The sequence below is a fragment of the Pleomorphovibrio marinus genome, assembly GCF_003347495.1.
GTDB lineage: Bacteria > Bacteroidota > Bacteroidia > Cytophagales > Cyclobacteriaceae > Pleomorphovibrio > Pleomorphovibrio marinus.
In genome coordinates this window covers 1,044,252-1,068,259 of record NZ_QCXY01000001.1, presented here as the reverse complement: position 1 = coordinate 1,068,259, position 24,008 = coordinate 1,044,252, and the positions used below count along the sequence as shown (strand labels likewise).

General features: G+C 42.6%; 16 protein-coding genes. 7 read left to right on the top strand and 9 right to left on the bottom strand.

All coding sequences use genetic code 11. From position 1 onward, the window contains the following. Positions 1–255 precede the first annotated feature (255 nt). Both DB520_RS04480 and DB520_RS04475 read right to left on the bottom strand, forming a co-directional pair. The gene (locus DB520_RS04480; protein ID WP_114748413.1) at positions 256–2,403 is read right to left on the bottom strand and encodes a carboxypeptidase-like regulatory domain-containing protein; all 2,148 of its coding nucleotides are present in this window, start codon (positions 2,401–2,403) and stop codon (positions 256–258) included. A 337-nt stretch (positions 2,404–2,740) separates the two neighbouring features. Then, the gene (locus DB520_RS04475) at positions 2,741–3,400 is read right to left on the bottom strand and encodes a Tll0287-like domain-containing protein (protein WP_114748412.1); all 660 of its coding nucleotides are present in this window, start codon (positions 3,398–3,400) and stop codon (positions 2,741–2,743) included. A 133-nt stretch (positions 3,401–3,533) separates the two neighbouring features. Here DB520_RS04475 and prfA point away from each other — a divergent pair, with 133 nt between their 5' ends. Beyond that, positions 3,534–4,610 (top strand): peptide chain release factor 1, encoded by a 1,077-nt coding sequence (prfA, locus tag DB520_RS04470; RefSeq protein ID WP_114748411.1) that lies wholly within the window; start codon positions 3,534–3,536, stop codon positions 4,608–4,610. A gap of 26 nt (positions 4,611–4,636) precedes the next feature. Here the strand turns inward: prfA and DB520_RS04465 are convergent, their stop codons facing one another. The 3 genes from DB520_RS04465 to mfd form a co-directional block, all read right to left on the bottom strand. After that, a complete protein-coding gene (locus DB520_RS04465) occupies positions 4,637–7,447 on the bottom strand; it encodes a YCF48-related protein (RefSeq protein ID WP_114748410.1) in 2,811 nt (936 codons plus the stop codon). A 206-nt stretch (positions 7,448–7,653) separates the two neighbouring features. After that, positions 7,654–8,871, bottom strand: a complete 1,218-nt coding sequence (gldJ, locus tag DB520_RS04460) for a gliding motility lipoprotein GldJ (protein ID WP_114748409.1) — start codon at positions 8,869–8,871, stop codon at positions 7,654–7,656. Positions 8,872–9,052: 181 nt separating this feature from the next. Then, the gene (gene mfd, locus DB520_RS04455) at positions 9,053–12,412 is read right to left on the bottom strand and encodes a transcription-repair coupling factor (protein WP_114748791.1); all 3,360 of its coding nucleotides are present in this window, start codon (positions 12,410–12,412) and stop codon (positions 9,053–9,055) included. A gap of 234 nt (positions 12,413–12,646) precedes the next feature. Between mfd and DB520_RS04450 the strand changes: the two genes are divergently transcribed. The 4 genes from DB520_RS04450 to DB520_RS04435 all read left to right on the top strand — a co-directional run bounded on the left by DB520_RS04450 (position 12,647) and on the right by DB520_RS04435 (position 16,162). Then, complete coding sequence (locus tag DB520_RS04450; protein ID WP_114748408.1) at positions 12,647–13,258, top strand: cytochrome c oxidase subunit 3; 612 nt, start codon at positions 12,647–12,649, stop codon at positions 13,256–13,258. A gap of 111 nt (positions 13,259–13,369) precedes the next feature. Next, positions 13,370–14,347, top strand: coding sequence for an FtsH protease activity modulator HflK (hflK, locus tag DB520_RS04445; protein ID WP_114748407.1), 978 nt, complete (start codon positions 13,370–13,372; stop codon positions 14,345–14,347). A gap of 370 nt (positions 14,348–14,717) precedes the next feature. After that, positions 14,718–15,656 (top strand): protease modulator HflC, encoded by a 939-nt coding sequence (gene hflC, locus DB520_RS04440; RefSeq protein ID WP_114748406.1) that lies wholly within the window; start codon positions 14,718–14,720, stop codon positions 15,654–15,656. Positions 15,657–15,712: 56 nt separating this feature from the next. Then, positions 15,713–16,162 (top strand): SRPBCC family protein, encoded by a 450-nt coding sequence (locus DB520_RS04435; RefSeq protein ID WP_114748405.1) that lies wholly within the window; start codon positions 15,713–15,715, stop codon positions 16,160–16,162. Here DB520_RS04435 and DB520_RS04430 read toward each other — a convergent pair. Next, positions 16,159–16,629 carry a Fur family transcriptional regulator gene (locus tag DB520_RS04430; protein ID WP_114748790.1) on the bottom strand — a complete coding sequence of 157 codons (471 nt, stop codon included), beginning with the start codon at positions 16,627–16,629 and terminating at the stop codon, positions 16,159–16,161. The two genes, DB520_RS04435 and DB520_RS04430, sit on opposite strands and share 4 nt — an antisense overlap. A 292-nt stretch (positions 16,630–16,921) precedes the next feature. Here DB520_RS04430 and DB520_RS04425 point away from each other — a divergent pair, with 292 nt between their 5' ends. Together DB520_RS04425 and DB520_RS04420 are read left to right on the top strand one after the other, a co-directional pair. Continuing rightward, positions 16,922–18,091: an aspartyl protease family protein gene (locus DB520_RS04425; RefSeq protein WP_232834835.1), complete on the top strand. Its 1,170-nt coding sequence runs from the start codon at positions 16,922–16,924 to the stop codon at positions 18,089–18,091. Between the two features lie 162 nt (positions 18,092–18,253). Then, a complete protein-coding gene (locus DB520_RS04420) occupies positions 18,254–21,952 on the top strand; it encodes a PAS domain-containing sensor histidine kinase (protein ID WP_114748403.1) in 3,699 nt (1,232 codons plus the stop codon). 6 nt (positions 21,953–21,958) lie between these two features. Here the strand turns inward: DB520_RS04420 and nagB are convergent, their stop codons facing one another. The 3 genes from nagB to DB520_RS04405 form a co-directional block, all read right to left on the bottom strand. Next, entirely contained in the window at positions 21,959–22,681 is a 723-nt protein-coding gene (gene nagB, locus DB520_RS04415; protein ID WP_114748402.1) for a glucosamine-6-phosphate deaminase, read from the bottom strand. A gap of 95 nt (positions 22,682–22,776) precedes the next feature. Further along, positions 22,777–23,379: a trimeric intracellular cation channel family protein gene (locus DB520_RS04410; RefSeq protein WP_114748401.1), complete on the bottom strand. Its 603-nt coding sequence runs from the start codon at positions 23,377–23,379 to the stop codon at positions 22,777–22,779. 6 nt (positions 23,380–23,385) lie between these two features. Next, positions 23,386–23,967 carry a class I SAM-dependent methyltransferase gene (locus DB520_RS04405; protein ID WP_317047745.1) on the bottom strand — a complete coding sequence of 194 codons (582 nt, stop codon included), beginning with the start codon at positions 23,965–23,967 and terminating at the stop codon, positions 23,386–23,388. Between the last annotated feature and the right edge of the window lie 41 nt (positions 23,968–24,008).

Here is a 24,008-nt window from a genome sequence, read left to right as displayed (position 1 = left end):
TTTGAAATATCAAACAAAGACAAATGGTCTTTGACAAACAAAAATGTAGGGTGATGAAACTGGCAGACATGCCCTCCGGTCTCGGGGGTGGGGAGTACAGCAGAAAGCAATCATCGAGCTCGTGATTTGCCTAACTGCCCCGTGGAGGTTCGAATCCTTCCCCTACAGCAGGTTATTTTGGGTTTATTGTTAATTGACTAAAGCTATGAAACAGTGTTTCATAGCTTTTTGCATTTTATATCCCAACGATTTCCCTCAGTTGGCAAGGGGATCGGGTCTCAACTGGAAGTGGTAGACCTTACTGGTGGTTCCTTTACCACCCTCCATATGAAAGGGGGTACGTGTGCTTATAGTGGCCCATATTCCTTTTCCTTTCCAACCGGCATTGGGATCATCTATCCTGCCATCCATCCATTTAGTGTAAAACCCCAGAGGATAAGGCACTCTAAGCTTTACCCACTCCCCATCTACCAAGGCCAGCAATGCCTCGGAACCGTTCCCGGTGTTGATGGGAACATTTTCCCCTAGTCCAAATGTATCAAACTGATCCACCCAGGTATAATAACTGGATTCTGCACTGCCGGATTCTTCCAGGCCCCTGAGCTGAGGCAAAGGTTCAGTGTAAAAAGTCCAACCCTCTGGACAATGTTGCCCAGTGGCATCAGGACCGTTCAAAGAGCCGTTGCATTTCCCACGGTCAAAACTCGCCATATGGCCACTGGCCAAGGCCACCCAAGCAACCCCGTTCCTGTCTATGTCCATACCCCTTGGTGAGTATCCCTCTATGGGGTCACGATTTTCGTCAAGTGGCAATTCATAATATTCCACTAGAGCCGTTTCGGTGGGATTGGAGCCTGGCTCCAGCCTGATCACACCTCCTGGATAGCCAAGTGTAGAACCCCAGACCGAACCATCCGGTGCAGGAGCAACTGCATAAAGTCCATTGCTGATGCGCTTGTCTTTATTAGGATCAACCGGGTCGTCTGGCCCTACAAAGTCATCCCTTTTCCCGTTTCCATTGGTATCCAAAATCAATGGTGTCCAGCCTTGAGCTGCTTCTTCGTCTCCGGTCTCATCGTATTTTTTGGTATCCAACCAGCCCACAACCGCTCCCCCTCCGGAAGTCCACAAGGTATGATTGTCATCCTCTGCAAACATCAGGTGGTGGGTACTGAAGCAAGTGCTGATATGGCTGTACTCTTCCGTTTCGGGGTCATATACCCCCAAATGCCGGCCCGCCCGTTGTACCGGAAATACCTTGGCAGATGGATGGTCAGAACCCTCTAGGCAAAAATCAGGATTATCCGCAGGTCTGACAGCCGCAGTGATCCAGACCCTTCCCTTATGGTCAAACATAGGGTTATGCACATTGGCCTTGCTGTCCCAGATAGGCTCATCTCCCCAGTAAGGAGAGGATGCAGGCATGTGGGAGGATGCAGGAGGGGTTTCAGGGTCACGAACCGTCAATGGAACACGAGTGCTGTCATGTTCCATAGGGTCAAGAACCGGCAAATAATCCGCACTTGCCTCCAGCGCACCATACACAGGCCCATTGGCATTTATGTTGGGGTTTCTTCTATCGGTTGAGACCACGTCATGCAAATAAGCTTTGGGATCTGCCCAGTCCCATTGGGTGATTACCACATTTCTCTCTACACCCTGAGGGCGGGGAGGTGTCTCCGGAATTTCACCTGCGGCAATTCTATCTGTCCAGTCAGCAAACATGCCTAATACGGCCTCCTTCCCCAGAGATTGCACACCGGAAACCATATTGGGCCCTGCTTGACCAGACTGGATGCGCCTTTCCCAAGCCTCAAAAGAAGAGTCAAATTCACCCAATTCCTTAGGGATTTCACGGGTTCCTTTACTTCCCATCTGGTGGCAAGCCATACAATTACCGGATTTGATATTTCTGAGAAAATCCGCCCTGTTTTGGATATTGGGAGAAACCCCGTTTCCATCAGGCCCAGTTCCAGGAAAATGATCCTTATCCGGAACTTCTAGCAATGAAAACCAATACCCTGCCGGATAATAGGCTGCAGCAGCGTTGGGGTCAGGCGCGATGGTTGCCTGAAGATCCAGGTTATCGCCGGGCTTTGATTTCCGTTTCCTGGAATCCACCAGGCCATACCCCCTCACCCAAACATCATAGTTAGCCTCGGGCAAGTCCGGGATCAGATATTCACCTTCTTCATTGGTGACCACAATCTTGGCATAGCGGGTAGGCAAGTCTTTGGTTTCAGCAATTACCCATACACCGGCCTCCGGGCCATTGGAGCTGGTGACAACTCCGTGAATGTTCTGCCTGTTTTCTTTATCGGTTTCACAGGAAAAGAAGATAAAGAAAACCAATGGGAGAACAAATAAATTGGTTAAACCTAAAAGAGAGGGCTGGTATTTCATAGTTATTCGGGTTTAGAGGGTAATAGGAGGTTTGAGGTTCGTTGGGGAAGAATCTCTTTTCTACTATAAGGTATCTAAATATAATTGAAAAATTAGATAAATGCTAAACAATCAAACCCTTAGCTTCTCCATTATCGCAAATTCATACAGACCAAAAGTAGGTAGATTCGAATAGGTTGATTAGCCTACTAATGTTTGAGCAGCATTAAAGATGGTAGTACGAGCCAATTTTTTTGAGGCTGTGAAAAATTACTTCTCTGAAAGCAGAGTTGGACACTGTAGGACTAAAAATTAAAAGGCTCCTTAACCGAATTAATGAACACCTTAAATCCTTTGGTTACATTCGCTTCACGACCTCTTTTTTGGGAATGAAAATACTCCACATACCCCTAAGTTCGCCCACTTTATAACCTGTAGCCTTGTCTTCAGGATAAAGGGATTGGATTTTTTGATAGGTTTCTTGGGAAATGTCCTTGTCGGGATCTCCATGGCAATTTAGACAAAGACCTCCCGGTATCACGATTGCCTTCGTAAAGATCAAGGTTTCCCCATTATCCGTTTTTTGAATATTGGGTACGTTTTCTATTCCTTCCTCCGCATTATAGGCATAGGCATCCAACAAGGGTTCTTCTGTTTCTCCCGGGACGTTTTCAGGATTTCTGTTCCTGGTGGAAATCCTTTTTATGGTGACCCCATATTCATCCCCTACACGCTTTGTGAGAGGAAGTGCTTCAACATTACAAAATTCCACCGCACCAGGGATCCCTTTTTCGGAAATGGCTTCCTGAAGTGCCCCCATTAATGCATTTTGTGCCTCCTGACTCAACTCTTCTCCCCATTTTAAGGCATAGGAGGTGATTTCGGCCTCACCCACTTTTTTCAATTCCGTGGACTTTTTCATTTGATCCACTTCTTCTTTACTCACTTTTTTTCCTGCATCACAGGCCAACACAGAGAGAAATAGTAGGCTACAGCTATAAGCGATGATCTTGTGCATGGTTTCAGGGTAAATTTAGGTACAAATTAAGCGGATAATTCCTAAGCAAAAGTATGGCGATAGGATAATAAACACCAGCTTACCCATATCAACCATTTTATTACTAATTTTGTGCCCAGAAAAAGGAAAAATAATGCTGGATAAACTACAAGCCATAAAAGACAGGTTTGAGGAGGTGGGTCAACTGATCATCCAACCTGATGCCATGTCCGATATGGGGAAGTACACAAAACTGTCTAAAGAGTACAAGGACCTGGAAAAGGTGGTAACTGTCTTTAACGAATACCAACTGGTGCTTGAGAACCTCAAAAATACCAAAACCATTCTTGAAAAAGAGAAGGACCCGGACTTTAGGGAGATGGCCAAAGAGGAATTGGATGAGCTGAAAGATAAGCAAGCTGAATTGGAAAAGGAGCTGAGAAAAATGCTTATCCCCAAAGATCCCAATGACAGTAAGGACTGTATCCTAGAAATCCGTGCCGGAACCGGGGGTGATGAGGCTTCCATTTTTGCTGGAGATCTATTCCGAATGTATGAAAGGTTTTGTGAAAAGCAGAACTGGAATCTCACGGTTCTGGACCTTACCTTTGGTTCTGCTGGGGGATATAAAGAAATAATAAGTACCGTCTCCGGTGCGGATGTCTATGGCATGCTTAAATACGAGTCTGGGGTGCATCGGGTGCAAAGGGTGCCCACCACAGAGACACAGGGTAGGGTGCATACCTCTGCAGCATCTGTGGCAGTATTACCCGAAATGGAAGAAGTGGAGGTGCATTTAGACATGAACGAGGTGCGCAAGGATACCTATTGCAGTTCTGGACCAGGTGGACAATCCGTAAACACCACTTATTCGGCGGTAAGACTTACCCACGAACCTACAGGAATCGTAGTCACCTGCCAGGACCAAAAGTCCCAAATCAAAAATTTTGAGAAGGCTCTTAAGGTACTGAGATCCAGGATTTATGAAATTGAACTTGCCAAACACAATGAATCTGTGGGGGCACAACGAAAATCTATGGTGGGAAGTGGAGATCGTTCCGATAAAATCCGCACCTATAACTACCCCCAAAGCCGGGTCACCGACCATCGAATAAACAAAACCGTATATAACCTTCCTGAGATTATGGAAGGAAGTATCGAAGATTTTATAGAAGCTTTAAGGTTTGCCGAGAATGCCGAGAAAATGAAAATGGGAGGAACAGAGGAGTAGGTTTTCTAAGAACATTTTTCCGCTATTTATTTCACCCATATTTTTCGCACATATTCTTTGGATCTGCTTCTGATTATAATGGTGTGTAGTCCTTTAGGAAGGTCCTGCATTTCTAACCGATGCTGACCCTCCAGTGGCGAAAGCTCTTGTAACATTTGGCCCATGGCATTGTAAACATGTATGGAGGTCACTGAGGGAATCCCCTTGGTTTCAATGGTAAGTTTACCCTGGGAGGGATTAGGGTAAATCCTTATGTCAGGATTAATTTCCTCCCTATCTGGAATGGACGTAATCAGGTCCACTCTAACACTCATGTTGCTCGAAGGGCCGGTTTCACAGGCATTCATCGGGGTAACTGAAAGTACAAACTCGCCGTTTCTTTCCCATTCTACCAGAACCCTATTGGTGCCTTGACCTTCTAGAATCCTTCCTCCGTCCTCTAAAGCCCACTGATAATTTACATCCTGAACAGCAGGTATCTCATAAGTCCTACTCTCAAAACCTACTAGGTCAGGGCCTTGAATAGCCGCAGGTTGGTTGGGTACTGTGAGCACCTTAATTACCTTTTCTGATGTTGGACCTACGCCGCAGGGGTTTCTGGTGGATACCGTTAGGTTGTGTTGCCCCAAGACTGTCCACTCTATGGTTATTTTTGGCGATCCTTGTCCTCCTCGCACCACACCACCTGCCACTTGCCACAGGTACTCGGTTCCAGGAATAGAGTCCACATAAAACTCTTCCATGCTGTTTAAACAAACCACCCCTTCGCCCAAAATGGGGGTGGGTTGATCCGGTTGCTGGGAAACCACTACCTCCATAGCCCTAGTAGGGCTGTTTCCGCAGTTATTCTGCCCCCTCACCATAATCGCATTTCTTCCTGCACGATCCCATCTCACGACCAACCTATTGGTACCTTGTCCTTCAAGGATAGTACCTCCATCCACTCTCCATTCATAAATAGCATCTGGGTCATCCCCTTCCTGCACCCTATAAATTTGTTGTCCCAGGCAGATGTTTTCCTCCCCAAAAATGGTGGTGGGTTGCTCTGGAACCTGACAAGTATATTGGAGTAGAATTCCGTTATGGCCTACAGCATAGCCCACATTAAGATCCCCAAAACTGATCCCTGTCAAATGTTGGGAAGTACCGGTTTCTTGACGTTCCCAAGTATCCCCGGCATCCTGTGTCCGTAGCATTAGCCCACGGCTACCTGTAATAAAACCAACAGCGTCATCAATAAAGGTAATATCGTTAAAATCTTCGTCCTGATTTAGGTTTAGGGATTGCCAGGAATTACCCCTATCTGAGGTCTTATATGCGGTTCCATTCGCACCAACTACAATAGCAGATTGGTCATCTAAAATGGCAATAGCAAAGAAATCCGCAGTAGTGGGTACTTCCACCTTTCCCCATACTCCCCCATCTTCCATCCTGCCTATATAACCACCCGTTCCTACTATAATTCCGTTTTCTTCATCAAAAAAATTAATATCCCTAAAGTTTGAATTGCTCTCCCCGGAACTAATAGCCGTCCAATTCACCCCCCTATTGACTGTGTGTGAAATAAACCCCCTATCTCCTACTATATAACCCCTATCCAGGTTGAAAAAATGAAGTCCATTGATATTACGGTTGGTGCCCGGATTCAGGGTAGTCCAGTTGGCTCCCGAATTAGTGGTGCTAATTACGTTCCCATTATTGCCGGTAACATAGCCCCCGTTATTTGTGACAAATTGCAAGGCGTTAAAAGGTAGAGAGAGTGGCCGGGACCTATTGGTATAAGTACGCCCTTCATTTCCCGTCAAAAGGACAAGTCCATTTTCACCTATAATGTACCCCCTTACATCTGAGGTAAAGTGGGTACCCGTGAAATTATTAGCATTCCCGCTCATAAGTATGCTCCAGCTAGCACCGGAATTATTGGAACTGATCAAAAACCCGGAGTTGGCGACGGCAAAGACGGTATTGGAGGAATGCCGGAAAGTTATAGCGTTTATGTCTTCAGTGGTTCGGGAATTGGACTGAATGAACGTAAGCCCGGCATTTACAGTTCTAAGGACCGTTCCATTTTTGCCACTGATGACAGCTATTGAATGGTTAGTCCGATTAACGGATATGTTTGTCAAGTCCGTATCTATCCCACTATTGATAAATTGCCAATCATTCCCAGCATTCTCGGTTTTCACTATGGTACCAAAAGCTCCGACGGCATAGGCGATGGTATCATTCACCGCATAAACACCATAAAGATCAGAATCAAAGTCGGTAGGCATTTCTTCCCAGGACTGACCCCCATTTTGGGTTTTTAAAATAAGAGCTCCATCGCCCACCATGAAACCAAAATCAGTTCCCTGTAGAAAATGTAGCCCATTAAGGTTCTTTTCCGTGTTTGCCTGATGCTTCTCCCAGTTTGCCCCTCCATTTTCTGATAAATAGTAAATGCCATTATCAGCGGAAAGTAGGATTTTGTCTGAAGAAAGATAGGTGATGGCATTGAGTTGGCTTTGCTCGGCAAAAGTATGGGACTGCCAAGTTTGTGCTCCATCCCTTGTCCTAAATAGTTCTCCACTTAACCCTAGGACGATACCATTATTTTCATCAAAAAAATCCATTGCCACGGTTGCCCCTGTGGTAGGGACAGCCAATTCACTCCAGCTTAGGCCCCCATCTTGGGTTTTGAGAAAAATATTGCTGCCGGAGATATAGCCAACATTCGAACTTATCCAATTGACATCCGAATATGCATTTCCCCAGTTACCTACTCTTCTCCAGCTTTGGGAAAAAGTTTGGTGATAGCCTAGAAAAATCAACAGCCCTAAAAAAAATATCTTCCTCATGTAAACCCCTTAAAACAAGTCTATAACACTACAAAAATAAAACTAATATTGACATTTTTCAGAAAAAATGGCTTTTAGACTAAGAATAAAAACCCTATACAAAAAACCATATGCCATCGGAAATAAACTGACCATGAAATAACAAAAAAGGACTGCCTCCAAAAAAATAGAGACAGTCCTTAAAGTTTACCTTAGCAACGTTTTTATTATCTGTCTTTCCCGCCTACAGCGATCATAGCACATCTAAAGCCAATATGGTTGGTGGCAGAATCCTGGTGCATAAACCTCCTTGCACCTGGAGCTAGCCAATAAGCAACATCTCTCCAAGAGCCGCCCTTAAAGACCCTAAATTTATCATCAATCATGGTGGTATTATAGGTGCTTTCCTCATCATAGATACCGTCTTTCCTCAAGGGGTTTAGGTCATCAAAATCCTGAAAAGAAAGAGGCCTATAAACATCCTGAACCCATTCGTTCATATTGCCTGCCATGTTATACAGCCCATAGTCATTTGGAGGAAAATCATAAACATTAGTGGGAATAATCTCTCCATCATTGTGAATACTACCGGAGATACCTGCATAATCTCCTCTTCCACGCTTAAAGTTTGCCAAGAAATCGCCTTGTCTGGATTTTCTTTTGATGTTGTAGGGGTTTCTTGGACCTCTACCGTCCCAAGGATATATCCTGCCATTTTCCTGATTTTCGTCCATGTATTGGGTACCAATCATCGCTTTGGCCGCAAATTCCCATTCTGCCTCATTTGGCAAACGGTAATCTGGAAAAACTGCTCCCCGCTGAATCAGTTGGTTTTCTGTAAGCGCTGAATCCAGGTTGTTCTTTTCTCTGTTTACCTCATTGACATACATGGTCCTCCACTTGCAATACACATTGGCTTGCGTCCAACTTACCCCTGCGACAGGATAGAAGTTAAAGCCTGGATACTGAAAATAATAAGTGGAATAGACGTCATTGTATGACATGGTTCCTTCCCAAACCCTTTCGTTAGGCTCTAGCTGGAGAATAGAGTCTGCGCTTACTCGGGTTCTCATGTTATGGAGAAACTCTTTGTAATCGACGTTGGTGACCTCGGTCTCGTCCATGAAGAAAGAAGCAATAGTGACTGTCCTTTCGGTGTTGTCCCTAAAGCCCATAACATCATTTTCCTGTGAACCCAGTACAGCCCTACCACCTTGTATAAACTTTAGCCTTGGACCAACCACTTCTTTAGGTAATCTAAAAACTTGGAAATTTGTGGTATCCTCATCGTTGAAGCTAAAGGCTGCTCCGGTAGAAGCACTTACTTTACCAGGGTTACTGGCAGTTCTTCTGTTGCTCTGGCTTCCGCAAGATGCCAAAATCATCGTGGCTACGAAAAAAGTTGCCACCCATGTAAATACGTTCAATTTGTTACCCAATTTCATGCGAAAATTATTTGGTTTCACGCCAATAAAACGCTAAGATATAATCAATAATATATTAATGCAATAAACTTTTTTCATCCCGGCACTTTGCAATTAGCAGTTTTGCAGGGATTTGAAGATATTCTTCAAAAATGAACCTACTAATTACAGAATTATTAAGGGATAAAATTTAATTTTTTTTTTAGGCTTCCATGTCCTTCAACCATTTCATGGCCTCCTCTATGGAAGAAACCCCTGCAATAGTAAGAATCAAACGTTTCTTATGTTCCTTTATTTTGCATTGTCGCGACCTTTGCTGGATAAACTGCATAATTTTACCAAAAACGGCTGATTTATAATACCTTTCATTCTCCGAAGGGACGAAATAACATTTCATTTGGCTGTTTTTTAGGGTCAATTTCTCAAAACCTAGCACCTCTGCTATCCATCTCAACCTTACTGTATTAAACAATTCTTTAACGGATGCTGGAATTGGCCCAAACCTGTCCGTTATCTCCTTTCCGAATTGGCCGAGTTCTTCTTCCGTCTTGATGTTGTCCAGCCTGGAATACAAGCTTAGTCTTTCGGAGATATTAGAAACATAGGTTTCGGGAATGAGCAGCTCCAAATCCGTCTCTATCACGCAATCCTGCACCAAAACTTTGACCTTTTCTTTGAGGTCATTTTCAAACAATGCCGCAAACTCATTTTCCTTAAGTTCCTGAACAGCCTCATCCAATATTTTATGGTACATATCAAAGCCCAGATCTGAAATAAATCCACTTTGCTCGGCTCCCAATAAATTTCCCGCCCCCCTTATGTCAAGGTCCCTCATGGCCACCTTAAAGCCGTCTCCCAAATCAGAGAATTCCTCCATGGCTGCCAACCTCTTCCTGGATTCAGAGGTAAGGGATGAGGTGGGCGGTGTGAGCAAATAACAAAATGCCTTCTTGTTGCTCCTCCCCACCCTTCCTCTCATTTGATGAAGGTCACTTACGCCAAAATTATGAGCCCTGTTAATTATAATGGTATTGGCATTGGGAATATCTAGGCCTGATTCAATAATATTGGTTGATACCAATACGTCATAAGCACCCTCAATAAACCGAATCATGATTTTTTCCAGATTCTTTCCATCCATTTGCCCATGTGCCCCAATAACCCGTGCCTCGGGTACCAACCGCAGGATCAGATTTGCTATGGAATCGATTTCTCCTACCCTGTTATGCACAAAAAACACCTGTCCTCCCCTTTGAAGCTCGTAGGCAATGGCATCCCGGATTACATCTTCCTGAAAGGTATAGATTTCTGTGGTTACCGGCTGTCGGTTGGGAGGGGCTGTGGCGATTACAGAAAGGTCCCTGGCTCCCATCAGGCTAAAATGGAGGGTTCTAGGGATTGGAGTGGCCGTAAGGGTTAGTACATCCACATTTACCCTCAATTCTTTAAGTTGGTCCTTTACCTTTACCCCAAACTTTTGTTCCTCGTCTATAACGAGCAAACCCAAATCCTTAAACTGGATATCTTTATTTACTATTCTATGGGTACCAATAAGTATATCTATTTCTCCACTATTGACTCTTTTGATGATACTTTTCACCTCTTTTGCAGACCTAAACCGGTTGATGTATTCCACTTCTACCGGAAACTGCTTGAGCCTTTCCTTGAAGGTTTGAAAATGCTGCATGGCCAAAATGGTGGTCGGCACCAACACGGCAGCTTGTTTCCTGTCATTTACTGCCTTAAAGGCAGCTCTTATGGCAACTTCCGTCTTACCAAAACCGACGTCACCACATATTAGTCTGTCCATGGGGTACTGCTTTTCCATGTCCTTTTTTACCTCTATAGTAGCCACGGCCTGGTCAGGGGTGTCCTCATAGATAAAGCTGCTCTCTAATTCCACCTGCAAAACGCTATCCGTGGAATATTTAAACCCAGCGGCGGTTCTTCTTTTGGAATACAAGGCAATTAAATCCTTGGCTATGTCCTTTACTTTACTCTTTACTTTCCTTTTTTTATTTTCCCATTCCTGCGAACCCAGCTTAGACATTGGAGGATGTGTTCCCTCCTGCCCCGAGTATTTGCTGATTTTATGAAGGGAATGAATATTTACATAAAGCAAATCATCATCTCTAAAAACCAATCTAATGGCCTCCTGAGCATGATTGTTTATCTCTACTTTTTCCAACCCGGCAAAACGCCCCACCCCATAGTCAACATGCACCACAAAGTCACCTGGTTGCAGAGTCTTCAGTTCCTTCAGCGTTAAAGCCTTGGTCTTGCTAGGCCTATGTTTATCCTTATACCTATGGTACCTTTCAAAAATTTGGTGGTCGGTATAGCAGACTAGTTGTAATACCTCATCTATATACCCTCCTCTCAAACTAATCGGCAATGATTGTGTCCTTAAGGTAGGGTGCAGTTCTTCAAAGATGTTTTGAAGCCGTTCTATTTGTTTTCCGTTTTCCGAACAGATGATGTTGGTATAACCCCTTCTTTCATTTTCCACCAAATCCTCCACCAGGAGGTCAAAATTTTTGTTAAAAGAAGGTTGAGGTTTACAGGAGCAATCAAACAACTTGGCCTCCTTAAAATAAAAGACCCTCCCAAACTCCACCTTTCTTAGCTGCATTGCGCTTTTCTCCCATTCCCTTCCATCATCAAAAAGGATTTTTGGCTCACTTAGTAATCCAGATGCTTCTCCCACCGCCTCGCTTTTCTGTACATGCTGTTTGGAAGCATGGGCATAAAGCTTCTCCATTTGGTCAAGCACAAATTGCCAATCCTTTATCCAAAGGATGGAATTGGAAGGTAAAAACTCCATGACCGACATCCGGAACTCCTTTTGAAAGCGCATTTGGATGTTTGGGACAATGTGGATCTCATTTTTATTTTCCTTGGAAAGCTGTGTCTCTGGGTCAAAGACTCGGATACTTTCCACTTCCTTCCCGAAAAGCTCTAAGCGCAATGGCCATTCATAGGCATAGGAAAAAACATCGATAATTCCACCCCGAATTGCAAATTGCCCGGCTTCATATACAAAATCCACCTTTTCAAAGTGGTAGGTATGTAATAGTTCTTCCAAAAAAGGAAGATCCACTTTTTCTCCCACCATTACGGAAAAAGTGTTTTCCTTGAGGCTTTTTTTATTGAGCACCTTTTCATAGAGCGCTTCCGGATAAGTGACCATAATACCCGAAGCACCCTTGCCCTGATTATTCAGCTTGTCTAGAATTTCGCCCCTAGCCAACACATTTGCGTTGTCGGTCTCCTCGTAGTGGTAAGGATTTTTCAGGGTGGCAGGAAAAAGCATCAAATTAAGGTTTTCATCGTTCAGGGCCTGGAGGTCACTGTACATATAAGAAGCCTCTTCCCTATCATGCGCTACCAAAAGATGAAACCCTCCTATCAGATTGTTCAGTGCGGAAATCAGCACCATATCCGCACTCCCCGAGAGTCCTTTGCATTGAAATGTACGATTGGCCTCGGTTGTCAGTGATTCACTAACCACCCTTACAAAGGCATCATTTTGGTAAAGTGACAAAAACGCTTTACTATCCAACATAAATAAAATTGGTGTCTTAATCGAAATGAGGCGCAATTTAGGAAAATCTTGGTTTCCAAGAACCCAATGTCTCTTTACTTACACATTAAAACTCGTTGAAGGTATAATCTTTCCCTTGCCGGAATTAACTAAAATCAAATTTGACCCAAATGGTCTCTGGTTAAAAGCAATGCATAGATTTCTATTTGTCGAACCTTCGTTTAGGTATTTTGTTTAGTAAGAAAGGGCAATATGGAATCCAAAGAAAAGGAACATTGGTTTACCAAAATAGAAAACCTGCATCCCTACCAAACCCTGCTTTATCTGGGAATGTTTGGCAGTGGCCTTATATTCCTGTTCCTGCTCACAGCATTTTTTTCTTCTCAACCTTCCCTGTCTGTTTCTGGCTCCTTTAAAATGCCTAGGGCCTTTATTCTGAGTTCGGCTTTGCTGCTGATAAGTGCCTTTACGGCCTCTAGGATCCCCTTCTATTATAAATCCGATGAAATAAAAGAATTAAGAAACTCACTCATAGCCACTTTCCTCTTGGGTCTGGGGTTTACCGGTCTTCAATTTTTCGGGTGGAAAGAACTTACAGAAATGGGCATAAACTTCCGCGGTTTGGCATCTGGCAGTTTTCTTTATGTACTAAGTGGGATTCATATATTACATTTGACAGGTGCCATGGTTTTTGGTTTGGTTATGATTGTACAAGTATTCAAATGCCAAAATGACGAGGTGAAAACCCTGTTTCTGCTTTCCAATCCTTATGATAAGATGAAGATCGAACTGTTTACTGTTTATTGGAAATATATGGACATTATTTGGTTGATCCTTTTTTTCACTTTTCTTTGGTTCATCTGAAAAAACTTCCCACCTAAAAAATACAAGGCCGAATTTTGACACAATTGGATAGGAATAGAGAATCCCTACCGTAACTTTACAGATATATAAGTTTAAATAAAAATAAAATAAATGGCAAACGAGCAATTCGAGATCAACATTAATCCGGACTGGATCAAGAAGTACCTCACCAAAATCATAGCAGGCCTGATCCTACTTATAGCATTGGGCATGGCTATCAAAACGGTAGGGCCTGAGGAGGAAGGTGTGGTCATCCAACTTGGTCAATATAACAGGACGGTTCAACCAGGACTGAACTTCATCATTCCATTAGCGGAGAACATGTACAAGATCCCAGTCCAAAGGCAACTCAAACAGGAGTTTGGGTTCAGAACGGCTACCGCAGGCCAAAGATCAGAATATTCCAAAACGGCATACTCGGATGAAAGTATGATGCTTACGGGTGACCTAAACCTCACCGATGTAGAGTGGGTAGTACAGTATAGGATTGTGAATTCTTTCAACTACCTTTTTCGGGTGAGGAATGCAGAAAAAACCCTTAAGGACATGTCGGAGGCTGCCATGCGGAAAATCGTGGGAGACCGTACTGTAAACGAGGTTCTAACAGTGGGAAGACAGGAAGTGGCCAGTAGCGTGGAGGTCATTCTTCAGGAAATGTGTGATGAATACGAAAACGGAATCAGGATTGACCAGGTGGTGCTGCAAGACGTAAACCCACCAGAACCCGTAAAACCCTCCTTTAATGCCGTAAACGAGGCACAGCAAGAACGGGAAACGCTAATCAACCAGGCAGAGGCCGAATACAATCGAGTCATCCCCAGAGCAAGAGGGGAAGCTTTGGAAACTGTAGAACTTGCTGAAGCTTATGCCCTCAATCGCGTCAACCGGGCAAAAGGGGAAGCAAATCGATTCAGTGCAGTTTATGAATCCTATATAAAATCACCAGAAGTGACAAAACAGCGGATTTATTTGGAGACCATGGAAAGGGTATTGCCAAAATTAGGAAATAAGGTAATTACAGATGAAAAAGGCAGCAATGTTTTACCATTACTGAATCTTACAGGAGAACCCAAAAAACTCGAGCCATGAAATCGAGCCTGTCCTGACGGCAGTCAGGCATGAGGAGAACCTCACACGGGGGGGATGATTATCAATCATGCGGGATTCTCCCGAATCAAGTTCCCTGATCCCGAAAGCTATCGGGACGGGGCAGGCAGGGGCAGGCTACCCTTACCTGCAGTACGGGGCAAGTTATAGCCATTGAAAAGACAATTATAAACACATGAAATCGAGCATGACGAGCACGTCACACACTGGGATGATTATAGACTGCGAGATTCCATATGGCCTTTAAAAAACAAATTATAATCATATGAAATGCCCATGAGAAAGAATTCTCACACAGGGGGATGATTATTCTGGGCATTCCATCTGACCGCTTAGAAGAAATTATAAACAGATGAATAAAAACAAAATAGGATATATAGTTATTGGGGTCATATTGCTCTTGATAATTAACAACGCGATTTTCGTCTTGGATGAGACACAACAGGCCATCGTTACGCAGTTTGGTAAACCAGTAGGTGAACCTAGGACCCAGCCGGGTATCAATATGAAGATACCCATCATACAGAAGGTACAGTTTTTCGACAAAAGATACCTGGAATGGGATGGGGACAAAAACCAAGTACCCACAAAAGACAAAAAGTTTATATTCGTTGACACCTATGCCAGATGGCAGATTACTAACCCCCTACAGTTTTTCATTAGACTGAGGGATGAGAGGTCTGCCCAGTCCAGGCTAGACGATATATTGGACGGGGAAACCAGAAATGCCATTGCCAGTAACGAACTACTTGATGTAGTCAGGTCCAGCAATAGGGATCCAGAGGTAACGGAGGATTTTATGGAGGAGATTGAGATTTTAGAAGATATAAATGTAGGTCGTGCTGCCATAGAAAAGATCATTTTGGAAAAGGCCAATATGCGTTGTGCGGATTTGGGGGTCAGAATCCTTGACTTCAGGTTTAAGCGTATGAACTATGTGGATGAAGTTAGGGACAGGGTTTACGACAGGATGATCAGTGAGCGAAACCGAATTGCAGACCAGTTCCGATCCGAAGGACAAGGAGAAGCTAGAATCATTGAAGGAAACAAAGAAAGGGATTTGGCAAAAATTCAATCTGAGGCCTTCCAGGAGGCCGAAGAGATTAAAGGTAGAGCGGATGCTGAGGCTACTGAAATATATGCCACTGCCTATAATCAAAACAGGCAATCGATAGATCTGTATAAGTTTCTAAGGACCATGGAAGCCTTTGAGAAGTCCCTGGATGAAAACACCAACCTGGTTATCTCTTCGGATAGTGAGTTTTTCAGGTACCTGAAGCGCTTGCCATAACTTTTCCGGGAGGCTAATAGTTATACTAATTGTTAGTCTCCCCTTTTTTATCCAAGATGAAGATCAAGATTTCTACGCCTGTACAACAACATTATCTAAAAGTTAAAGCGCTTTTTGACGAAAACTTATTCAAGGTGCTCAACCCTCCATTTCCTCCAGTGAAGCTCCTGCGCTTTGACGGTTCAGATATTGGAGATACGGTGGTGCTTGAATTGAATTTTATCCTTTTTAAGCAAAAATGGGTCAGCAAGATTACGGATAATAAAACCAGCGACAATGAGTTTTATTTTATAGACAAAGGAGTGGAGCTACCCTTCTTTTTGGGGAGTTGGGAGCATAAGCATATCATTATCCGAAAAGGAGAAAATGAAAGTGAGATAAGGGATGAGATTGAATACGAGGGGAAAATGGGTTTGATGAGCATTTTGTTGTATCCGCTTTTGTATGGTCAGTTTCTTTATCGCAGACCCATTTACAAACGGTATTTTAAGCAGCCATTGAATTAACCTATATGCAGGTTTTCGCAATCCTGAATTTGACAATCGCCATAAAGAACCAAGGAGTGGCTGGTAATTGAGGAAACAAACTCCTTTCCCATAGCCTCTTTTATAAGGTTGATCCGCTCATCCGAAAATTCCTTGATTTTTCTGCACTGATTACATACGTAGTGATCATGATGCTTGTAAGTGAGGGCTTGTTCATACAATGCCACTTTATCCTTGAACTGGTGCTTTACTGCCAATCCGCATTCCACAAGAAGGTCTAGGGTATTATAGATAGTGGCTCTACTAATGGTGTAGCCCTTGTTTCTCATCATGAGAAACAGTCCCTCCACGTCAATGTGCTCATCCTGGGGAAGCGCGTATAGTTCATCGATCACGGAAAACCTCTCAGGGGTCTTTCGGCTCCCTTGTCGAAGCAAATAGTTCTCAAATATTTTTTTTGCTTTTTCAATTAGTGACTTTTCTGCCATGACCTCTGGGTTATAAAGATTAAATATGCAGGATTTTTTAGATTTATTCAAACCAAGAAAGTCCTGTGTATGTTAAAATGAATAATTTGCTTTCATTCTAAATTACAATTAACCGCAGATCAAAATCAGAACAATTTTACCAATTAAAACTATATGTGTACGTTTTATTTGTTATATTATTGCATTGATTCAGAATCCAACTCAACCTATGCGGAATTATCTTAAGTATATCCTGGGGATTTCTTTTTGTTTTTTTTGTATGGCTGCGTGGGGACAGGTACCCGGTTTCTACATGAAAGAGGATAGGAGAAAACTGAAAATCCCATTTTTGGATTCCAATAACCTCATCATTATCCCGGTATCTATCAACGGTGGGCCAGAGATTAATTTCTTGTTCGATACAGGTGTGAAGTCCAACATTTTCTTTAGCAAAACCATGGCAGACGAAATGGACATGGATTATACCCGCAAGCTAAATCTAGTGGGTGCTGACGGAAGGACGGTATTAAGTGCCTCAGTGTCCCCAAACAATAATTTTGATATAGGTCCTGTGGAGGGCATTTTTCAGGCAATTTTAGTCTTGGACGAGGATTTTTTGGAGCTTGAAAAGGTTATTGGTGTGCCCATTTACGGGGTAATCGGACATGAGTTTTTCAAAAAGAACCCCATTAAAATCGATTATGACAATAACGAAATCTCTTTTTACAGAGAAAATGCCCTCAAGTGGAGACCAATCGGATACCGGAAAATGGATCTGGAACTGATCGGCAGCAAACCCTACATCGATACGCAAGTGAGACAGATAGAAGGGCCTAACATCGAGGCCAAACTACTTATCGATACAGGTGCCAATCACGGACTTCTCTTAAACAGGGAAACAACCGAAGACATCAGCATTCCGCCTGTCACCTTGGAAACGGACCTTGGCAGGTCTTTAGGAGGGGACTTGTTTGGCTTGGTTGGGAGAGTAAAGCGACTTAACATTGAAGGGCTGAAATTCAGGAATGTCATCACATCTTATCCCGATGAGACTGAATTTTCGAATGTAATTATAGAAACTGGAAGACAGGGAAGTATAGGCTCAGACCTACTCACACGCATGAGAATAATTTTGGACTATCCCAGGGAAAGGTTTCTGTATAAAAAAGGGGGTAAATTTGGACAGGATTTCGATTATGACATGAGTGGACTCATGGTCAGAATGTTTTCCGCTGAAGAACGCCGTTTTTACGTGAGTCAAGTAAGAAAAAATTCCCCCGCTGGAAATCAAGGAGTGGAACTTTACGATGAAATTTTGTCCATCAACAAGGTGCCGGCAATGTTTTGGGAACTTGATGACATCACTAAATTATTAAAATCCGATGAAGGGAAGGTCATTACCCTGGAACTTTTACGACAGACTGAAGAGGGAAGCCCTCCGCAGAAGTTGAAAATCACTTTCAAACTTGAAAAACAAATTTAGAATATCCGATTATTGCTTTTGAAAATTGTGCTAAATAATTTACAAAACATATTTATAGTCATAAACAACACAGCAAAAATAAAACTTTAACTTATCTTTGTGACTTTGAGGCAGAAGAGTGAAGTATATTTTTAAGATTGGTGATTTAATTTTCTGGTGACCATGGTAGAGGCAGCCAATTATGGGTTTAAAAATCTGTTGTTGACAATTAAAAAGCATGATAAACAAACTTTTGAGCTGCTTTACGTTTCAAAAGAAGTTTTTCTTATTGCGCAAGAGGGAGAAAAGGTATTCAAGGAGGATTTCTATAATCGGATTTTTCCCTCCATGCCTCGCCCCGTTTTTGAAACCTTTTTTGAAAAGTTAGGAAAAGGAGAAAACCTACTAGTCCCCATCTTATTGGATAAAAGCCTTTATATGTGGGTTCGCATTGAGGGATATACCATTTCTCAGCATGATGGCACCTATCTCATAAATGCCATGGTGACGCCCCACCGAGAGTCTTCCACCATACAATCCTGGCTTTACAGAGAAAACAAAGAGCAGTTTTTTGCAAACACCCATAATCTTACCAGAATCATACCCGAAAACCTCTCTGAACTTGAGGACTATTTACGTCGAAAATTCGAAAAATTTGACCTGGTAAATTCTGGGGAACTAGAAAAGAAAAGGGAAAAAACGGAGTATGAGTTGGTACCGGGAGTGGTAAAACTAAGCAAAATTCCATTAGGAAACGGCTACTACTCTATACAAATGGAATTGCTGGATTCACCTATTCAGGGAGAAGGTATATTATCCGACCCGGATAACCAGGAAATCATTGATCAGTTCTTGGGGGTTGTTTATTATGAGTATTCGCCAGAATCCAAAAAAATAGCCTGGTCGGGAGCTGTCACGGAGCTATTGGGATATGAAAAAGAGGACTTTTTATCCATCAGTATTTGGGATTGGCTGGAGTTGATACACCCAGAAGACAGGGCTTTTAATGGCCTACTTTACCATACTTCGGATGGAGGTACGGACTCCTTTGAAAACATCTATAGGGTAAGGCACAAGGATGGGCATTTTATTTTCGTGAGAGATTCAGTGAAAACCTTTTTTCATTTCCAAAAGGCAGAAAAAATTCTGGTAGGAATGATAAAAGATGTTTCTGCCCTTAAGATGGCTGAGGAAAAAATAAAGGAGCACCAAGCCAACCTTACGGAGTTGACGGCGGTGGTTCCCGGTATGGTCTATATGTTAAGAGCTTTTGAGGACCACACTCATAAATACCTCTATGTAAGCCAGGGTTGTAAAGCCATTTTTGGTGTAGAACCCGAAGAGGTGATCGCCACAGAAAAAGCCCTTGCAGACCTGATACATCCCGAGGATAGGGATCACATTGAGAAGCAGGACAAAGAAGCCTATCTCAACGGTAACAAATTTGAAGCATATTTCAGGATCATAACTCCCGAAGGAAACATCAAGTGGATTTATGGCACTTCAGATAAAATCCGTAACGATAGCAATGAATCCATTTGGGCAGGTGTTTATATAGATATAACAGAAACTAAAAAAAAGGAGGAAGAAGCCAAAGAAAACTTCGTTAAATACAAGTCAATTTTTGATGAAAGTCCACACATCATCATTCATTTTGACCAGAACTTGCTAATAACGGACGTAAATAAAACTTACCTAGAAAAGACCAAAAAAGGAGACAAATCAGAAATTCTGGGTAAAAACGTAGAATGCTTGGTAAAAAACCCATCAAGTAAAGCTGCATTTAAAATGACCCTTGAAAATGGGTTTGGCCGGTTTGAAGGCTATGACAGTGAAGAAAACCAACTAGCTTCCAGTTATTATAGGATATCCGCTAAGGAAATCAAAAAAGGAGAAAGCTACCAAGCAATCATTGAGGATATCACCGAGAAAGAATTTGTACAAAACTTCCTCAATGAGGTTACCAATACTTCTACTGTATATAATGATAAGGATTTTTTCGATGAAGTAGCAAAGCTCCTCAATTCCAGATTGAATTTCGAGTACTGCCTAATCGGACATATCCATACAGGTACGGGATACCTTGAAACCATATCTGCGGCAAAAAAAGACGAGATTATCCCAAACTTTTCACTTCCCCACCCTGCAAGCCCCAAGATGATCCAGGAACAGGATGTCAATGCATTGACCATAATTCCAGAAAAAGCCTATCAGGAATTTCCTCAGGACAGTTTATTAGTGGAAAATAAGCTCGAAAGCTATATTGCCTTTGCAATCAATAACAAACAAGGAGAACCAATCGGACTTCTTGCTGCTGCCGGCAAAGATAAAATTTCTATTGAAAAACCCCTGAAGGATATTTTCAAATTTTTAGGGGATTGGGTTGGTTCTGAGCTTCATCGGTATAATTATGAATTGGGGCTGTTGGAGACCAACCTCATGCAAGATGCCATTCTAAACGGGACTGACTATGCCATCTTTGCAGTAAACCACAATATGGAAATTACCTTATTCAATAACCGGACATTGAATGTCTTCGAAATTGATAAGCTGGAAAACTTACTCACCAAAACCCTCATTAAAGACAATGCTGAAATAAGTGTCATGGAAATGATTGGCGAAACGGTGGGTCAGCACAAAACAGACTATTTCCTTATAAAAAGCCCAAATGGGAAGTTAAGAGAACTTAAAATCTCCATCACCCAAATTTCCTATGGGCAAAAGCAGAAGATTTCCTATGTAGTCTTTGCCGATGATATCACGGAAAGAACCGAGTCTGAGAAAAAGTTAATCGAGACCGAACAGCTATACCGTAGTATTTCCGAAAACTTTCCCAAAGGAACCATTGATGTTCTCGACAAGTCCTATAAATACATCTATACGGAGGGTAAGGAGTACCAACTTCAGGGAATTCAACCTAAATCCCTTATCGGTCTTTCTCATGTGGAACAGTACCAGGGAAAAAACAAAACCCTTACCCTAAAAAATTTAAAGAAGGTACTGGAAGGTGAGATGGTCAACTATGAGATCACTATCAACAACCAAAGTTACCTTCAAAGGGGCGTTCCTCTCACCAACAACAAGGGAGAAATCGACAGAATATTATTGGTAAAGCAAAACATCACCGATGCCAAAAAACTAGAAGCCGAGAAGGAGACCTTAATCCAAGACCTAAAGTCACACAATGAAGAATTGCTGAGGTTTGCCTATATCGTATCCCACAACCTAAGGGCTCCTATTGTTAACATAGCCCTCCTTTTAGACCTTTACAACGAAACCAATCCCGCGGATATGGAAAATGTGGAGGTAATTGAAAATTTAAAAATCTCCACCAACCTTTTAAACGCTACCTTACAAGACCTGATAGAAGTAGTTTCCATAAAAAAACAAAAAATCCCCAAAGTAGAAACCATTGATTTCAAGTTGCTTCTTAACAATATAGAAAAAAGCCTTTTTAACCAGCTTAAAGAATCCGGGATTAAAATCCACAAAGATTTTTCCCAACTCGAGGAAATGAACTATGTATATGCCCACCTAGAAAATTTCCTCATGAACTTTTTGACCAATGCAGTAAAATACAGACACCCCGACCGCACCCCCGAAGTATGGATAAGCACTTATGTGGAAGGTGAACACTGCGTAATACGATTTGAAGACAACGGAATAGGCCTGGACCTGAAAAGGTATGGTGACCGAATATTTGGCCTTTACCAGAGGTTCCATAACCATGTGGAGGGCAAAGGAATGGGGCTTTATTTGGTCAGAGAACAAATCCGTGCCAATGATGGGAAAATTGAAATAAATAGTGAGGTCGGTAAAGGAACGGAATTTAAAGTGTCCCTGAAAAACCTCAAAATCCCCAAAATTCAAACCACCCCTTAATGGTTTTTATAGCATAGATGCGGATTCCTGATCCAAAAACAGGGAGGTATTCCCGTGCTTCTGCAATATGGATGCGGGAAGGGAAGTTGTTACCGGTCCCTCTACCATCCCCTTCACCACCTTTGCTTTATTGGCTCCATAAGCCACCAAAAGGATTTTTTCACAGTTTAGGATGGACTTAATTCCCATGGTAATGGCCTGCCTAGGTACCTGCTCCTCATTTTCAAAAAACTTCCTGTTGGAAAATATGGTGTCTTCTGTCAGGTTTTCTATATGAGTAAGGGCATCAAAAGATGCTCCCGGCTCATTGAAGGCAATATGCCCATTGGTACCAATACCCAACAATTGCAGCTGAATGCCTCCGGCGGAATTGATTTTTTCCTCATACTTTTGGCAGTTCTCCTCCAGGTTCCCAATTCCTAAAGGCACATGGGTTTGGGATTTTAGAATGTCAATGTGATCAAATAGATGCTCATTCATAAAATGTCGATAGCTGTTGCTGTCCATTGGGGCAAGACCCACATATTCGTCCAAGTTAAATGTGGTAACCTGTTTGTAAGAAGTACCGTTTTCAATATGGTCCTTAACCATGGCTTTATAAACCCCAATTGGGGAACTTCCCGTGGACAACCCTAAAACCAAATCGGGTTTTTTCTTAACTGCATTTATGATCGTTTTTGCCACTGCTTCAGTTAATGCTTCTACGGAATCGAACTTCTTTATCTGCATAATCAAAATTTGGAGTGATATTGGAGGATGTAATGCTTTACCAAAAGTACCCAAAATTTAGAAAAACGACCATCCCAATTTGTCGATAATGAAAATCATTTAAGTGTAGGAAGGCTTAACTTATATTTTACCGCAACAATTCTTATACTAATCACAATGCTTATTGAAACCAACAAATTAATGTCCCTTTCTAAACCGAAATAATTGAGAAGGAGATAAATTACCGCTCCAGCCAAACACGCCGAGGCATAGATTTCTTTTCGGAATAAAATGGGAATTTCGTTGGTCAGGGTATCCCTGATTACTCCGCCCATCACGGCCGAAAACATCCCCATTATGGCTGCCACCTCCGGTCTAAAGCCTAGACTAAGGGATTTTTCAACCCCAAGTATGGTAAAAAACCCAATGCCCAGAGTGTCAAAAAGAAAGAACGTCTTCCTTAGTCCTGCCAAAAATCTAAAAAACATAAAGGTGATCAAAATACCCCCAAAGATGGCATAGAGAAAGTTTACATTGCCCACCCATACCAAGGGGTATGCTCCCAATAAAATATCCCTGAGACTCCCTCCTCCTATTGCCGTAATAAAACCGGTAAAACCAGCACCAAAAAGATCATGTTCCCTGTCCTTGATGGCTAAGGTCCCCGAAATCGCAAATACAAATGTTCCTGCCAACTCAAGGGCATACTGTAATTCCATCTTTTTTTAATGCTTAATAAAAAGAAACACTCCCATGGCTCGCTTCCCGTGCACCAACACGGACTTAGGAGGCTCCATCCATGCTATTGGGAATCTTTCCAACAGAGATGCCAACATGGCTTTTGTCAACAGGAACCTTTCACTTCCATCCGGCAAGGTAGCCCTACCCCCCCTCAACGGTACAAAAGTACCAAAGTTTCCATCCGCATCCGTGCAGGTTCTAATCCACAGCAAACCTCCTGGTTTTAGCACTCTTACCATCTCGGATACCATTTGCAAAAAATGATTTTTGTCTTCTGCAAAATGCAGTACTGCGCTGCTAATCACTAAGTCAAATACCTCATCCTGATAAAAAATATTCTCCACTCCACAGACCTGAAACCTCTCTGGATCAAAACTAGGATCTAAGGAGCGGGCATATACCCGGGCCATTTGAATTGCTGCTGGATCCTTGTCTATCCCTACTATACTGTATCGGTTCTTGACAAAATAATGGGTGTTGCGACCTTCTCCACAGCCCGCATCTAATATGTGGATTTCAGAAGAAAACCTACCTTTCAAAATTTGATCCAGGAGGTATATGTCCATGTTACCCAACAACCGGTTTAATTCCTCATGATCCATTTGGC